Below are 15,540 nucleotides of genomic sequence, written 5' to 3'. Positions count from 1 at the left end.
TTAATGTTCTCCTTCTTAATATTCCAAAAAACTCAACTTTAAACCAAGTTACTTTTTGTTCTGTCTGCCATATCTTTCATTTCAATTGCGTGGGCAATTGCGGCATCTGTCATAGTTCCGTCACCATTAATTCTGACAATTTCTTTTATTGATTCTTCTCTAGTTAATTTCACAATATTTGTAGCTGTGGAATTATCTTCCATGTCTTTTTTTATAAGATAATGACTATCTGCCATTGCTGCTATCTGAGACAAATGTGATATACATATAACCTGATGATTTGCGCTTATTTTTGCAAGTTTTTCAGCCACCATGCTGGCTGTTTTGCCACTTATACCTGTGTCAATTTCATCAAAAATCAAAGTTTCAATTTCATCCTCTCCTGCAAGAAGAGATTTAATTGCAAGCATTATTCTTGATAATTCACCGCCGGATGCCACCTTAGCAAGAGGTCTTACAGGCTCACCGGGATTAGTGGATATCATAAATTCCACATTATCAAATCCTTTATCTGTTATCTTATCCTTTTTTGTAATATTTATCTTAAAATCAACAGATAAGAAATTCAAATCCTTAAGTGCATCAGTTATGCTATTTTGTAACTCTTTTGCAGCTGTTTTTCTGATCTTTGAGGCTCTTTCCGACAGCACCTGAAGCTTCTCCCGGCTTTCTGTTATTAATCCTTTAATTTGGTCAATTTTTTCACTATAATTATTTAATTCATCAAGATATGACTGTTTCTTATCCTGATACTGCAAAATATCATCTATGGTCTTCCCATATTTTAATTTTAAATGGTTTATGGTATCAAGCCGCTCACTTATTCTGCTTACTTCCCTTGGGTCATATTCTAATTCACCGGTATAATCAGAAATCTCTGCCGACAAATCCCTACAAACGGAATCTATATCAAACAAAGTCTCCTTAAATCCGTTTATTTTTTCGTCAAAATTACTTATGGAGCTTATTTCCTGTGTTGCCTTAGATATTAACTCACCTGCTGACTGCATACTGTCATAACCTATAAGTCCATACACAGATGACAGGGTTTCCACTATATTTTCGCTATTGGACAACTTCTTATACTGCTCTTCAAGCTCCTCATCCTCACCGGGAATAAGATTGGCATTTTCTATTTCATTTACTTCATACATAGAAAACTCAATCTCCCTCATCCTTTGTGCCTCATCTATATTATAGGATGACAGCCGGGACTTAAGTTCAGTATAATTACCATATTCAGCAGATAATCCCTTTAAAATATCCGCCATTTCCTTTTTAGCATATTTATCAAGAATATTTAAATGATTAGAAACATATAATAATGACTGGTGTTCATGCTGACCGTGAATGTCAACTAACATTCCCATTACTTTTTTTAAAACATTAACATTAACTGTCTCACCATTTATTTTTGACACGCTTCTGCTTTCTGATATTTTTCTTGAAACAGTAATAATATTTCCCTCTTCCATAAAAATATCCATCTGCTTAAGCTTAGAAGCACAAACTTCATCTACCTGAAATGTCAGTTCCACTAAGGCAAACTGTGCTCCTGTACGGATAATATCCTTAGATACTTTATTTCCCAGGGCAATATTAACAGAGCCTAAAAGTAATGACTTTCCGGCTCCCGTTTCACCTGTAAGCACAATCAGACCTTTGCTAAAATCTACATCAGCTTCTTTAATTAATGCAAGATTCTTTACATGTAAATTAATTAACATATTTTCTCCTTCTGTGCTCATCTCCCGTTTTTAATATTTAAATAGCCTCTTCTATACGTGCTTTTACTACCGGTGCATCTTCCTTTGTTTTAATGATACACATAATTGTGTCATCTCCTGCTATACAGCCAACAACATTTTCAATACTCATGGCATCTACAGCTGCACCAACTGCCATTGCCATACCTGAAACAGTCTTTATAACAAGAATGTTCTCAGCTATTTCCATTTTTAAAATGCCGTCACTTAATACTCTTAAATACTTTCCGTAAATGCCACCTAATGCACTTACTGCAATGGAGTATTTCTGTCCACCATCCGGTGAAACTGATTTGGTAAGGTTAAGCTCTCTAATATCTCTTGATATTGTAGCCTGTGTTACCGTAAATCCTTCCTTTTCCAATAATGCTGCTAACTCATCCTGAGTTTCAACATTTCTTTCAGTTATTAATTCAATTATTTTACGTTGTCTCTTTGTCTTCACTTTTACCTTTTCCTATCTTAATTTATCTTTTACTGCCTGTAGGAAACTGCTTTCATCAAGTTTTGCAATTTCCGTAGTTTCATCAGCAACACTGATTCTTATTATATCACCGGATACTATATTGTAAATGCCGTCACCGTCAAAAGCAACAGTTCTTCTTTCTTCATTTGGTGTTCTGCTTTCACCTATTACAACCTCAATTTCATCATTTTTTGAAAAAATGATGCTTCTGTTAGTTAAAGTATGAGGGCAAATAGGGGTCAGCATAATCAAATGAGAATCCGGTCTTGCCAAAGGTCCTCCTGCTGAAAGATTATAAGCCGTAGACCCTGTTGGAGTGGACAATATAATACCGTCCGCCTCAAAATTGCCAAGAAGCTGTCCATTTACGAATACTTCATATCTTGTGATTGCCATATCAGCTGCTCTATGTATAACGATGTCATTTAAAACCGTAGATTCATATATGACATTATTATCCCTTATTATTTCACCCTTTAACATCATCCTGGATTCCACATTAAATCTGTCATCCATTAATCTGTCAATGGCTGATTCTACATTTTCCGGAGAGATTTCCGCTAAAAAACCAAGAGTTCCTTTATTCACTCCCACAAATACCACATCAAGCTTCATCAAATCCTTTGCAGTATGTAAAAGAGTTCCGTCTCCACCTATACTTATAACACACTCTGTGTCTTTTGGAAACTCATTTGCATCAAGAACCCTGAAATCTCCCGTTGTAATGTCCACATTATCTGCTAAATAGCATTTACCACCTTTTAGCTTAATGTATTCAGAAGTTTTTTTCGCTAAATTCAATTCTTTATCTTTATAGCTGTTTGATACAATGCAAAAATTCTTCAAATTAAACACCTCTATTTATCAAGTTCCATATGTGAACACTCCACTACTTCACTTGGATTTACATTATTTTCCTGAAAATCTTCCCCTTCTTTTAATTTTTGTAAGTACAGTAAATATTCAATATTTCCCTCCGGTCCCTTTACCGGCGAAAAATCTAAATTAATAATTCCAAATCCTATGCTTTTTGCATATTCAATTACCATTTCTATAACCTGTGTATGTACTTTTTTATCTCTTACAACACCTTTTTTCCCAACGTTTTCCCTGCCTGCCTCAAACTGTGGTTTAATGAGACACACTATCTGTCCGTTTTCACTTAGCAGTTCTCTGACAGGAAGTAAAACTTTAGTTAATGATATAAATGATACATCAATGGACGCAAATTCAATTACGTCATCAATGTCATCCTGTGTAACATACCTTATGTTAGTTCTATCCATGCATACAACTCTGTCATCCTGAACTAATTTCCATGCAAGCTGTCCATGTCCCACATCCACAGAATATACCTTTACTGCTCCATTTTGTAACATACAGTCTGTAAATCCTCCTGTGGAGGCACCAACATCCATACATATTTTGTTGTCAACACACACACCGAATTTGTCCATTGCCTTTTCTAACTTAAGACCGCCACGGCTTACATATTTAAGAGTTTTACCTCTTACCTCTATATTTACCTTTTCATCAAAAGAAGTTCCTGCTTTATCTTCCCTTACGTTATCCACAAAGACAATACCACTCATTATTATTGCCTTAGCCTTTTCCCTTGAAGGTGCAAGACCTCTTTTCACCAGTAATACATCTAGTCTTTCTTTCATTTCAGTAAACCCATTACCTTTTCATATATTTTTTTATCACTTATTCCTAATCTGTCTCTTAATTCTTCCACTGAGCCCTGTTCAACAAATTTATCCTCTATTGCCATAACTGAAACTTTAGTGTTTAAGTTATTTTCCTGAGCATAAGCTTCAACACTTTCACCAAATCCGCCTTTTTTAATAGCTTCCTCAACTACAATTATGTTTTTATGGTTCTTAGCAAGATTTTCAATCATACCATAATCCACAGGCTTTATAAATCTTGCATTTACAAAGGTTACATTTATGCCATTATTTTCAAGGCTGCTTACTGCTTTTTGTGTTTCCTCAACCATATTTCCCACAGCGATTATGGCAATGTCTCTACCTTGCTTTATAATTTCACTTTTGCCATATTCAAATTTATAATTATCATTATGACTTATATAGGCACTGCCTCTTGCAAATCTGACTGCCACAGGAGCGTCAAAATCCATTGCAAACTCCAGTGCTTCTTCTAATTCCCTTTTATCCTTAGGTGCTATCATTGTAAGGTTAGGAATTGCCGACATAAAAGATATATCAAAAATTCCCTGATGGGTTTCCCCATCTCTTCCTACAAGTCCTGCCCTGTCCACTATAAATGTAACAGGAAGTTTTTGAAGACATACATCATGTAATATTTCATCATATGCTCTCTGATAAAAAGAAGAATATATGGAAATTACAGGCTTATAACCTGATGCTGCCAGTCCCGCTGCAAAGGTTACTCCATGTTCTTCCGCTATTCCCACATCAAAGAAACGCTTTGGATATTTCTTTGCAAACAAATCAAGTCCTGTTCCGTCTCTCATTGCTGCAGTAATTGCAACTATCTTCTTATTTTTTGAAGCCAGTTCTACAAGTTTTTTTGAAAAAACATCTGTGTATGTCATAGTCTTCTTATGCACCGTTTCTAATCCGGTTTCAATATGAAAACTGTTAATTCCATGATATTTTGACGGATTTTTCTCTGCAAAGGTATATCCTTTTCCCTTTTTGGTTTTAACGTGTATAACTATGGGATGCTCAATTTTAAGGGCATCATTGAAAATATCTATCATTCCGTTAATATCATGACCGTTTACAGGTCCGATATAGGTTATACCTATATCATCAAACAATCCGCCATGGATAATAAGATTTTTAAGATTATCCTTTGTTTTTTTTACACTTTTAACCAGTTTCTGACCTATTCCCGGAATTTTGCTTAATGAATGCTCCACATCAATTTTAAAATCATTATAATGTTCACCAACCCTGAACTTATTTAAATAATTTGACATGCTTCCTACATTTTCAGAAATGGACATATCATTGTCATTTAAAATAATAACGAAATTCTTGTTTAATGAAGCCACATTATTTAAAGCCTCTAACGCCAGCCCTCCTGTAAGGGCTCCGTCACCAATTACAGCTACAACCCTGTTGTCATTGCCATTTAAACTGTTAGCTACCGCCATTCCAAGAGCTGCGGAAATAGATGTTGAGCTGTGACCTGTGTCAAAGCTGTCACATTCACATTCATTTCTCTTAGGGAAACCACTTAACCCGTCAAGCTGTCTTAAAGTATCAAACTGATTTTTTCTTCCTGTTAAGATTTTGTGGGTATAAGACTGATGTCCCACATCCCACACAATTTTATCTTCCGGTAAATTAAGTACCGCATGAAGTGCAATAGTAAGGTCTACCGTTCCTAAATTAGAAGCTAAATGCCCTCCGGTTTTGCTGACAGAAGAAATAAGAAATTCCCTTATTTCCTGCGCTAACTTAGGATAATCACTTCTGGATATTTTTTTTATATCATTTGGTTTATTAATATTATCTAATATTTTACCCATTGTTTTCTCACTAAAAAATTTATTTATCTCTATCTATAAGCTTTACAAATAAAAACTTCAAGAATGCATCATCTTTATTTAAACTCTCTAATAATTCAATGGCATCCCTTGAATATCTCTTAACATGCTCCTTAGAGATATTTACACCAAGTAAAGAAACATATGTAGTTTTGTGATTTTTTTCGTCGCTTAAAACTGCCTTTCCTAACTGATTAGTATCTCCCGTTACATCCAGAATATCGTCCTGTATCTGGAAAGCCACACCTATGCTTTTAGCAATCTTTTCTACTATATCTATTTCTTCCGCTTTTGCTCCTGCAAGTATGGCTCCTGCCATCATTGAACCTTCAATAAGAGCTGCTGTTTTTAAATTATGAATATAATTAATGGTATCAATGGACATTTCTTTTCCTTCATTTTCAACGTCTACCGTCTGTCCTCCCACCATTCCATATATTCCTGCTTTTCTGGCAATAGTCTGCATGGCTCTTATGGCACGTTTTGGATACTTGCTGTTCATTACTGCATCAGACATTATTTCATAAGCATAATTAAGCAATGCATCTCCTGCAAGTATTGCCATATTTTCACCGAATTTAGCGTGAGTTGTAAGCTTACCTCTTCTGTATTTATCATTATCCATTGCCGGTAAATCATCATGTACTAACGAATATGTGTGTATCATTTCTATGGCAGCCATAAAAGGATATGCCTCCTCTTCCTCGCCTCCAAATAATTTAAGTGTCTCTAATAATACAAGGGGACGCAAACGTTTTCCCCCGGCTTTTACACTATAATTCATTGCATCAATTACTGTCTGCTGTAATCCTTCTTCAGTAGGACAAAAACTATATATAATGTCTGTTACCTTATCGATTTTGTTATTATATAATATCTGTAATTTATCCATTTATATTACCTTCTTCTATTATTTTAATCTGCTTTTCCATGGAATCTAATTTTTCATTACATTCCTTAATAAGCGTTAACCCCTGATTGTAAAGTTCAAAGGAACGGTCAAGGGTAACGTCTTCTTTTTGCATCTCTGCAATAATACTTTCTATTTCATTAAAACTCTCTTCTACAGATTTTTTATTTTCACTCATGGCTACTCCTTACTTTCCTGAAAAACTTCCACTACCTTTGCTTTAATTGTGCCATCTTTAATAATAAGTGACATTTCATCATCTGCTTTTACCTGACTCACAGAGGTAAGTGGTTTCTTATTGCCATCTGTTACATATGCAAAGCCTTTTGATATTTTATTAAGTGGTGACATTCCATTTAGTCTCTCTGCATAAATCTGAAGCTTATGTTTTCTATCATTTAATACATCATTTAATTCTTTGGATAACTTAGTCATTAACTCATCACTGTACTGTCTCCTACTTTGAAGCTGATTAACAGGACTAAATAAATTAACTGACGTTTCATAGGACTTAAGACTTTTTCTGTATATTTTTAATTTATTGTCTATTGACGAAAAAAGCAGTCTGCTATAATTTAGCTGTTTTTCCATAAATTCACTGTAATCAAACACTGCCAGTTCCGCCGCCGCAGATGGTGTAGGTGCCCTCATATCAGCTACAAAATCAGCTATTGTAAAGTCAGTTTCATGACCTACTGCAGATATAACAGGCGTATCGCAGTCAAAAATTGCCTTAGCTACAATTTCCTCATTAAACGCCCACAAATCCTCTATGCTTCCACCACCTCTGCCAACTATAATAACGTCTAAATCCATGGAATCTAAACATCTTATGGCATTAACAATATCCACTGCCGCTCCCTGTCCCTGAACAAGACACGGATATAAATACAACTGTACAAAAGGATTTCTTCTTTTTGAGATGTTTATAATATCCTGTATTGCAGCCCCTGTACTTGCAGTACAGATACCTACTTTAGTTGCATACTTTGGAATAGGCTTTTTGTACATTTTATCAAAAAGACCCATTTCCTCTAACTGGGTTTTCAGTTGTTCAAATCTCTGGTACAAAAGACCTGTGCCCTCTAAAATAATCTGCTTTGCGTATAACTGATATTTTCCGTCTCTTTCGTATACACTAACACTTCCAAGAGCAATTACTTTCTGTCCCTCTTCAAGTTTAAACTTCAACCCTTTTCTGTTTCCGGCAAACATAACTGCAGATATGACACCGGTACTGTCTTTTAATGTAAAATAAATATGTCCTGATGTATGATATTTGCAATTACTTATTTCACCTTTTATATATATGTTATTTAATGCAAAATCAGCATTAAACATATTTTTAATATAAGCATTCACCTGACCTACGGAATATACAGATGCCATTGCCTTCTCCTAAATTCTAATATAATTTCGCCAATATTCCATTTACAAAGGAAGAAGATTCTTCTCCGCCATATTTTTTAGCTAAATTAATTGCCTGATCTATGGCAACCTTCTGAGGGACTTCTTCATCCATTTTCATTTCATAATATGCTAAACGAAGTATGGTAAGATCAACCTTTGACATACGTTCCGTACTCCAGCCTACAGCTACTTCATTAATTTTTTTGTCTATTTCTTCTATGTTTTTCTCTATATCAATTACTCTGGCAGTTATATATTCCCTGTCTGCCTCTTTTGCTATAATGGGGTCTTCTTTATTTTCGTTTATATCATTTTGATTTTCAATAAGCATATCTAACTGTTTTGCCACTTCATTAGCCTCATGGAAATCATTACTAAACAGCAATAAGAAAGTACACTCTCTGGATTTTTCCCTTTTCATAATTATATCCTTTCAAAAACATGTCAATTATAAGCCTTACGGCTTCTACTGCAAAAAGGGTGCCTCTAAGGCACCCTTTAAAAGTCCTGATTAATTCGATAAAACATTAGAAATATTTACATTTACTCCGGCAACTTCCATGCCTGTCATATTTTCAACTGTAGTTTTAACTTTATCCTGTACCTTGTTTGAAATTTTAACAATGTTTTCATTCATTCTGAGAACAATTGATAAATCAATAACTACTGTATTTTCGTCCACTTTAACTCTAACGCCTTTTGAAAGCTTTTTCATTCCTAATCTTGCCACAATCTCTGCCGTAATGTTTCCTGCCATAGCAAGCACTCCGTCCACTTCCATAGCCGCCATAGCTGAAATAACAGCTAAGACATCGTCACTAATGTGTACTTCTCCTAATTCCGAATTATCATTTATTATATATGTGTTTCTTTCAGCTTCCATGTATACCTCCTGGATATTAAAGTCATTCTATCCTTGTAAGTATACCATTAAACCTTTTTTTTTACAACTACCGTAAAGAATGAGTCATGAATTTTTATTCAACATTTTTTAATGCCTCATCCATAGGTACCTTCTTTATCTTTCTAAACTGCAATATAGCAACTAAACCATATGATACAATTCCCAGAACAAACATTTCCACATACACCTTTGGAGCAATGTATAACGAAAGCCATCCTGTATAATCTTTCATCATTTCAAAATAAATAACTTCAATTATTTCCTTTGAAATAATGATGCTTAATAAAATAGATATTACTACAACCCAGGTTGTTGCCATTAAATATAACCTGGCAATTTCTCCATTGTTATATCCCAATATTTTTACCATGGAAATGGAGTTTGTATTCTTTTCAATAATAAGTTTAGTAAGCAAATATATTAAAATTACAAATAGCACAACTGCAAAAATATTTATAAGATAGAATATTTGTCCCATGGAAACATTAAGCTGTCTTGATGTTTTGGTTAAATCATCCTCTGTAATACAGGAAGCAACATCTTTTTCCTTAATATTTAACTCCTTATTTGAAAAATATCCAGTGTAATAATCATCATCTTTATCAAATACCTTGCAGAATTCCTTATTGGACATAAATATTACCAGACCTGCCGGATATTCCACTGTACCCTTTATTTTGAATTTGTACTTTTTACTGCCATACTTCTCTTTTAAGGTAATGGTATCCCCTGCATTTACTCTATACTTCTGGCTAAAAGTATTAGAAACATAATATCCGTCACTTACATCATCTTTTAAATATTTGCTGTTATTTTCAATTCCATAAATACTTATATCCTCTTTCAGGCTGTATTTGCTAAATTCAAGACTGTTTAAACAATACTTTTCCGCCTCATCATCTTTTACATCCACCGGATTTTTAAGAACATACTGATAATTTGCCATCATATTGTCTACTATTTCATCCTGGTATTTTTCCAAAAGAGGATGCATCATAAGACCAAACATAAGCAAAATATTTGCAAAAGCGATACCTACAAATAAAGTAATATAGCTTACCTTATTTTGGAATATGATTCTTAATCTGAATCTGCTCATAAACTTAAATGCCGGAAGTTTAAAGGCTTTTTTGTTTTTCTTTTTGCTTAAATTCCTTCTGATAAATTTAAGAGGACTAAGTTTAAGCTTCTTATAAAGAGATATAAAATTAACCACCAGCATAATTATAAGAGGTACAACTGTTGTTAAAATAAATGCTTTTCCATTCCAGATAGTAACATATGTAGGCAGTGAATAGCTTCCGTAATACATACTTGCAGCAACATATTTAAAGGCTGTATATCCTAATATATTACCTATAACAGCTGCAACTAAAGACACCATTATTGGCAGGAATATATAATGCCTTATTAATTCTGTCCTTGTATAGCCTGATGCCCTAAGAGTTCCTATTACCGCTGCTTCCCTGGTTATAGTGTGATTAATTGTTACGGCAAAAACAAATGCCATTATTACAATAAGTATGTACAAAAGCACCAGCATCATTGACTGATCCCCGCCAATATCGTCCCCTGTAAACTGAATTGCATTGTTCTGATATCTTGGAATATATATTTCCACATTATTCTGAACCATATATACGTCTTCAACCATTTTTTCAAGGAATTTGTCAGACATTTTCTTTTCTTTTGTTTCATTTACCGGCTCATTACGGTACTTCCATACATAGCTGTAACTAATATTATGGTCAAATGCTTCAAAAACATCATCTTTAACTATGGCCACACCAAACAAAACCGCATCAAACATCAAATCATTATTATCTGAATACAATGCACTAAAATCTGACAATGCCACTAAACCTGAAACTTTAAATTTCTTATCTCCTACCCTGATTTTGTCCCCTACTTTAACCTTGTTGTTGTCAGCATACATTCTGTCAATTGTGATTTCATTGTCATTTTCAGGCATTTCGCCTTTCATAAGGCAGATTTTATTTACTTCTTTTCTGTCTTTAAACACTCTTAAAGTGCTGTCATTTTTGCCATCCATGTTACTGTCTGTATCAATATCCTTATAGAAATTTTCATACAAAGTAACATTTTCTTTTTCTATTTCCTTTATAAGGTCATTGTCTGCCTTTTTATCAAGAACAAAATGTCCGTCCTCAATATTATACTTTTCAAAGCTTTCATCGTAGGCGGTTTTCATGCTGCCTGCGGCAACTAAAAAGCCTGATATAAAGCCAATGGTAAGGGTCATAAAAAGAAAAATAACAAGATACTTGCTAAAATCTTCTTTAAGTTCTCTAAATATTCTTTTTCTCAATGGATTCTTCATTTAAGCCACCACCTTACCAGTCCAAATCACTTGCTGATACTTTATTTTTATTTTCAAAGCTGTCTCTGATTTTTCCGTCCTTTAATTTAATAACCTTATCTGCCATGTTCTTTATTGCATCATTGTGGGTAACCATAATAACGGTATTCCCATATTTTTTATTTACATTTTCAATTAACTTAAGGATTTCTTTTGATGTATTGTAATCTAACGCTCCTGTAGGTTCATCACAAAGAAGAATGTCCGGATTTTTTACTATTGCCCTTCCTATTGCTGTTCTTTGCTGCTGGCCTCCTGATAACTGGTTAGGAAGCTTATGTCTGTGTTCATAAAGTCCTAAAGTTTTTAACAAATCATCAATTTCTAAAGGATTATCGCTAAGATAAGCTCCTACTTCTATATTTTCCTTAACGTTTAAGTTAGGAATAAGATTGTACATCTGAAATACATATCCTAAATGTTTTCTTCTGTAATAAGTTAATTCCTTTTCTTTCATGTCAGCTGTTTTTTCACCGTTAATACTTATATATCCACTGTCGGCACTGTCAATTCCGCCTATTATATTAAGTAATGTGGATTTTCCTGAGCCTGATGGTCCCAGCAATACGCACATTTCACCTTTTTCCACTCCAAAGCTTATCCCTTTTAAAACATCTACTTTGTAATCACCACTTCCAAAACTTTTCTTTAATTCATTTATTTCTAAAAACATATACCTACCTTATCCTTTTTTTAATCAAAAAATCCCTCTGTAGACGACCCATAAGGTCTTCTACAGAAGGATTCTTAGGTCATCTTAGTTTCACTTTAATGACATCCCTTACACTTTTTACAATCTCCACCACACTGAAGAGATTTACCGTTTTTCTTATCCTTTACCATGCTTCTTATAACAAAAAATATTATAACTGCAAGTATAAGTAACACAATAGCTGTTCCTATCGTTCCATTCATAAAATCCTCCTTTGTAATAATGGAGTCCGGCAAAAACTAATGCCCAGTTAATTTTTGCCGGTCAGCATAATCAAAATAGCTTACTTAATTTATTTCAATTTTTATTAGTTGTTTTCCTTTGAAGGTCTGAATAACAGATATAAAAATCCGATTACTACTAAGATAGCAATAATTGTAAATATTCCAAATCCTGTTTCTCCTACAATAAGTCCACCAATCTGGTAAATAACCAAAGCTGTAAGATATGCGAAACATGTCATATATCCAATTGCAATCCAGAACCATTTTGAGTTATTCATTTCTCTCTTAATAGCACCCATAGCTGCGAAACATGGTGCACATAAAAGGTTGAATGCTAAGAATGCGTATCCTGCTACAGGTAACATTCCCTCGAAGTCTAATACTCCGAATACACCTACAACTTCTTCTTTTGCAACAAGTCCCATGATTGTAGCAACTGTTGCTGTTGCATCATTAAATCCTAATGGTGCAAATATCCATTTTACAACGTTACCGATTGAACCAAGTACGCTGTCTGCAAGTTCCATATCTGAACTATATCCAAATCCACTTCCTGTATTTCCGAAGTGTGAGCCAAGCCATACAACGATAGATGAAAGAAGGATGATTGTTCCTGCTTTCTTAATGAATGACCAGCCTCTTTCCCACATGCTTCTTAATACAGTACCAACTGTCGGCCAGTGGTATGCAGGAAGTTCCATAACGAATGGTGCAGGTTCTCCGGCAAAAAGTTTTGTTTTCTTTAAGATAATACCTGATGTAATAATTGCAAACATCCCAAGGAAGTATGCACTAGGTGCAACCCACCATGCTCCGTTAAATAAAGCTGCAGCAATTAACGCTATAATCGGAAGCTTTGCTCCACAAGGTATAAATGTTGTTGTCATAAGAGACATTTTTCTATCTCTGTCATTTTCAATTGTACGTGTAGCCATAAGTCCCGGAACACCACATCCTGTACCAATTAAGATAGGGATGAATGCTTTTCCTGATAATCCGAACTTTCTGAAAATTCTATCCATGATAAATGCTACTCTAGACATATATCCACAACTTTCAAGGAAAGCAAGGAATATGAAAAGTACAAGCATCTGAGGTACGAATCCAAGTACTGCACCTACACCGGCAATTATACCATCAATAATAAGTCCTGTTAAGAAGTCATTACAGTGAATAGCTTCTAACCCATTGCCAACTAATACAGGAATACCAGGAACCCATACTCCATATTCTGATGTATCAGGGCCTGTAAATTCTCCTTCTTCATCAATGGCATCTCCAAGAGCTTCGTCCATGTTAAGACCTTTTTCATCAAAAGCGTCATTATATGAACCGTAAGCTTCTTCGAAAGCACCAAAGTCCTTGTCAGCAATAGCATCTTTTACTTCTTCTGCACCGGCAACGTTTTCTTTTACAGCCTTTTCAGCAATCTGCTCAAGCTCTGTAGAGAACACGTTTTCATCTGCCCATTTATCCAAATCTTCCTCGTACTGTGCAGTTCCTATTCCAAACAAATGGAATCCGTCACCGAACACACCGTCATTAGTCCAGTCTGTAGCCCATGTACCAACTGTTGTAACTGATATGTAATAAACAATACACATAACAACGGCAAAAATCGGTAATGCCAATATACGGTTTGTTACGATTCTATCAATCTTATCTGATGCTGTAAGTTTATCAGATTTTGCCTTTGTTACACAATCTTTTATAATTGATGAAATATAAACATATCTTTCGTTTGTAATAATACTTTCTGTATCATCGTCAAAAGCTTTTTCTAACTTATCAATCTGCTTTGACACATCCGGAACAGTCCTCATTATTTCCCTGATTTTTTCATCTCTCTCTAAAAGCTTAATTGCAAAGAATCTTTTCTGTTCTTCCGGAATATCTGCTGAAAGTAATCCCTTAGTTTCATCAATAACTTCTTCAACTTCATTGGCAAACTTATGAACAACTGTATTCTTCTTTTTGCTTTCTGCAAGTTTTACGGCTTTATTTGCCAAATCCCTAATTCCTGTTCCTTTAAGAGCTGAAATTTCAACAACTTCACAGCCTAACTTTTCGCTTAACTTGTTAATATGTATTTTATCCCCTCTTTTTTCAAGAACGTCTAACATATTAACTGCCATAATTACAGGAATACCAAGTTCCATAATCTGAGTTGACAAATATAAGTTTCTTTCAATATTTGTACCATCAACTATATTAATAATAGCATCAGGTCTTTCATTAATAAGATAATTTCTTGCCACAACCTCTTCCAAAGTGTATGGTGACAATGAATAAATACCAGGTAAATCCATAAGAGCCACATCTTTATGACCTTTAAGCTTACCTTCCTTCTTTTCTACTGTAACGCCAGGCCAGTTTCCAACAAACTGATTAGAACCGGTTAATGCGTTAAATAATGTTGTTTTTCCGCTGTTAGGGTTTCCGGCTAACGCAACTTTAATTGACATATTTACTTCCTTTCTAAATAACAAGAATTATTTTGTTTGTTGATTCTACTTTTTGTTAGCATTTGCTAACCTATGGAGCAAAAAAAATTACTCTACCTCAATCATTTCGGCATCAGCCTTTCTAAGAGATAACTCATAACCTCTTACAGTAACTTCTACCGGGTCACCTAACGGTGCAACTTTTCTTACATAAATATCTACACCCTTCGTGATTCCCATATCCATAATTCTTCTCTTTACAGGTCCGTCGCCGGTAAGTTTCTTAACCGTGACTGTCTGCCCGCAGGCAACTTCTCTCAGCGTTTTCATAAAGCACCTCTCTCCTTTTTAGTTAGATCATTATTTTATTAGCCATATCTTTTCCTATGGCAACTCTGGAATCTTTAACATTGACAATAACATTTCCACCGATTTGTGATATAACCGTAACTTCACCGCCAACTACAAATCCCAAACTTTCTAGGAACTTTTTGGTCTCAGCTTTTCCGGATACTCTTTTTACTATATTAACTTCTCCCTCTTTAGCCATCGTCAAAGGCATCATATCACCCTCTCTTTACTCAAAACGCAATTGTACATCTTTGTTTCGCTAATTAGTATAAACTAACTGATATTAGATGTCAATAATGTTTTTTAGTATTTTCTAATTTTTGTTATGTGTAGCAATCTTTTGTTTCTTTTAATATACCAATTGGTTAATTTAGCCAAATTGAATTTATTTATATAACGTGGTATAATTACAGTAAATATTCGTTTTAA

General features: G+C 34.4%; 16 protein-coding genes. All 16 read right to left on the bottom strand.

Features of this window, described 5'->3' with window-relative positions; all coding sequences use genetic code 11:
* Positions 1-38: 38 nt before the first annotated feature.
* The gene (gene recN, locus DWW68_RS00375) at positions 39-1,727 is read right to left on the bottom strand and encodes a DNA repair protein RecN (RefSeq protein ID WP_118588478.1); all 1,689 of its coding nucleotides are present in this window, start codon (positions 1,725-1,727) and stop codon (positions 39-41) included.
* Between the two features lie 37 nt (positions 1,728-1,764).
* Entirely contained in the window at positions 1,765-2,211 is a 447-nt protein-coding gene (locus DWW68_RS00370; protein WP_021953230.1) for an arginine repressor, read from the bottom strand.
* A 12-nt stretch (positions 2,212-2,223) separates the two neighbouring features.
* Positions 2,224-3,078, bottom strand: coding sequence for an NAD(+)/NADH kinase (locus DWW68_RS00365; protein WP_021953231.1), 855 nt, complete (start codon positions 3,076-3,078; stop codon positions 2,224-2,226).
* An 11-nt stretch (positions 3,079-3,089) separates the two neighbouring features.
* The gene (locus DWW68_RS00360) at positions 3,090-3,899 is read right to left on the bottom strand and encodes a TlyA family RNA methyltransferase (RefSeq protein ID WP_118588476.1); all 810 of its coding nucleotides are present in this window, start codon (positions 3,897-3,899) and stop codon (positions 3,090-3,092) included.
* The gene (gene dxs / locus DWW68_RS00355; RefSeq protein WP_118588475.1) at positions 3,896-5,758 is read right to left on the bottom strand and encodes a 1-deoxy-D-xylulose-5-phosphate synthase; all 1,863 of its coding nucleotides are present in this window, start codon (positions 5,756-5,758) and stop codon (positions 3,896-3,898) included. The genes DWW68_RS00360 and dxs overlap by 4 nt, the downstream gene beginning before the upstream one ends.
* A gap of 19 nt (positions 5,759-5,777) precedes the next feature.
* Positions 5,778-6,668 carry a polyprenyl synthetase family protein gene (locus DWW68_RS00350; protein WP_021953234.1) on the bottom strand — a complete coding sequence of 297 codons (891 nt, stop codon included), beginning with the start codon at positions 6,666-6,668 and terminating at the stop codon, positions 5,778-5,780.
* Entirely contained in the window at positions 6,661-6,864 is a 204-nt protein-coding gene (gene xseB / locus DWW68_RS00345) for an exodeoxyribonuclease VII small subunit (protein WP_021953235.1), read from the bottom strand. The genes DWW68_RS00350 and xseB overlap by 8 nt, the downstream gene beginning before the upstream one ends.
* 2 nt (positions 6,865-6,866) lie before the next feature.
* A complete protein-coding gene (xseA, locus tag DWW68_RS00340; protein ID WP_021953236.1) occupies positions 6,867-8,075 on the bottom strand; it encodes an exodeoxyribonuclease VII large subunit in 1,209 nt (402 codons plus the stop codon).
* A 16-nt stretch (positions 8,076-8,091) separates the two neighbouring features.
* Entirely contained in the window at positions 8,092-8,517 is a 426-nt protein-coding gene (nusB, locus tag DWW68_RS00335) for a transcription antitermination factor NusB (RefSeq protein ID WP_118588474.1), read from the bottom strand.
* Positions 8,518-8,607: 90 nt separating this feature from the next.
* The gene (locus DWW68_RS00330; RefSeq protein WP_021953238.1) at positions 8,608-8,979 is read right to left on the bottom strand and encodes an Asp23/Gls24 family envelope stress response protein; all 372 of its coding nucleotides are present in this window, start codon (positions 8,977-8,979) and stop codon (positions 8,608-8,610) included.
* 94 nt (positions 8,980-9,073) lie between these two features.
* Positions 9,074-11,341 (bottom strand): ABC transporter permease, encoded by a 2,268-nt coding sequence (locus tag DWW68_RS00325; protein WP_118588473.1) that lies wholly within the window; start codon positions 11,339-11,341, stop codon positions 9,074-9,076.
* Positions 11,342-11,354: 13 nt separating this feature from the next.
* Positions 11,355-12,053 carry an ABC transporter ATP-binding protein gene (locus tag DWW68_RS00320; protein ID WP_118588472.1) on the bottom strand — a complete coding sequence of 233 codons (699 nt, stop codon included), beginning with the start codon at positions 12,051-12,053 and terminating at the stop codon, positions 11,355-11,357.
* A gap of 95 nt (positions 12,054-12,148) precedes the next feature.
* Positions 12,149-12,295, bottom strand: a complete 147-nt coding sequence (locus DWW68_RS00315) for a FeoB-associated Cys-rich membrane protein (RefSeq protein WP_021953241.1) — start codon at positions 12,293-12,295, stop codon at positions 12,149-12,151.
* 104 nt (positions 12,296-12,399) lie between these two features.
* Positions 12,400-14,781: a ferrous iron transporter B gene (locus DWW68_RS00310; RefSeq protein ID WP_118588471.1), complete on the bottom strand. Its 2,382-nt coding sequence runs from the start codon at positions 14,779-14,781 to the stop codon at positions 12,400-12,402.
* An 87-nt stretch (positions 14,782-14,868) separates the two neighbouring features.
* On the bottom strand, positions 14,869-15,090 hold the full coding sequence (locus DWW68_RS00305) for a ferrous iron transport protein A (RefSeq protein ID WP_021953243.1): 222 nt from the start codon (positions 15,088-15,090) through the stop codon (positions 14,869-14,871).
* A 22-nt stretch (positions 15,091-15,112) separates the two neighbouring features.
* A complete protein-coding gene (locus DWW68_RS00300) occupies positions 15,113-15,325 on the bottom strand; it encodes a FeoA family protein (RefSeq protein ID WP_021953244.1) in 213 nt (70 codons plus the stop codon).
* Between the last annotated feature and the right edge of the window lie 215 nt (positions 15,326-15,540).

The sequence above is a fragment of the Eubacterium sp. AF16-48 genome (assembly GCF_003479405.1).
Lineage (GTDB): Bacteria > Bacillota > Clostridia > Lachnospirales > Lachnospiraceae > Eubacterium_G > Eubacterium_G segne.
This window is presented reverse-complemented; position numbering and strand designations above follow the sequence as displayed.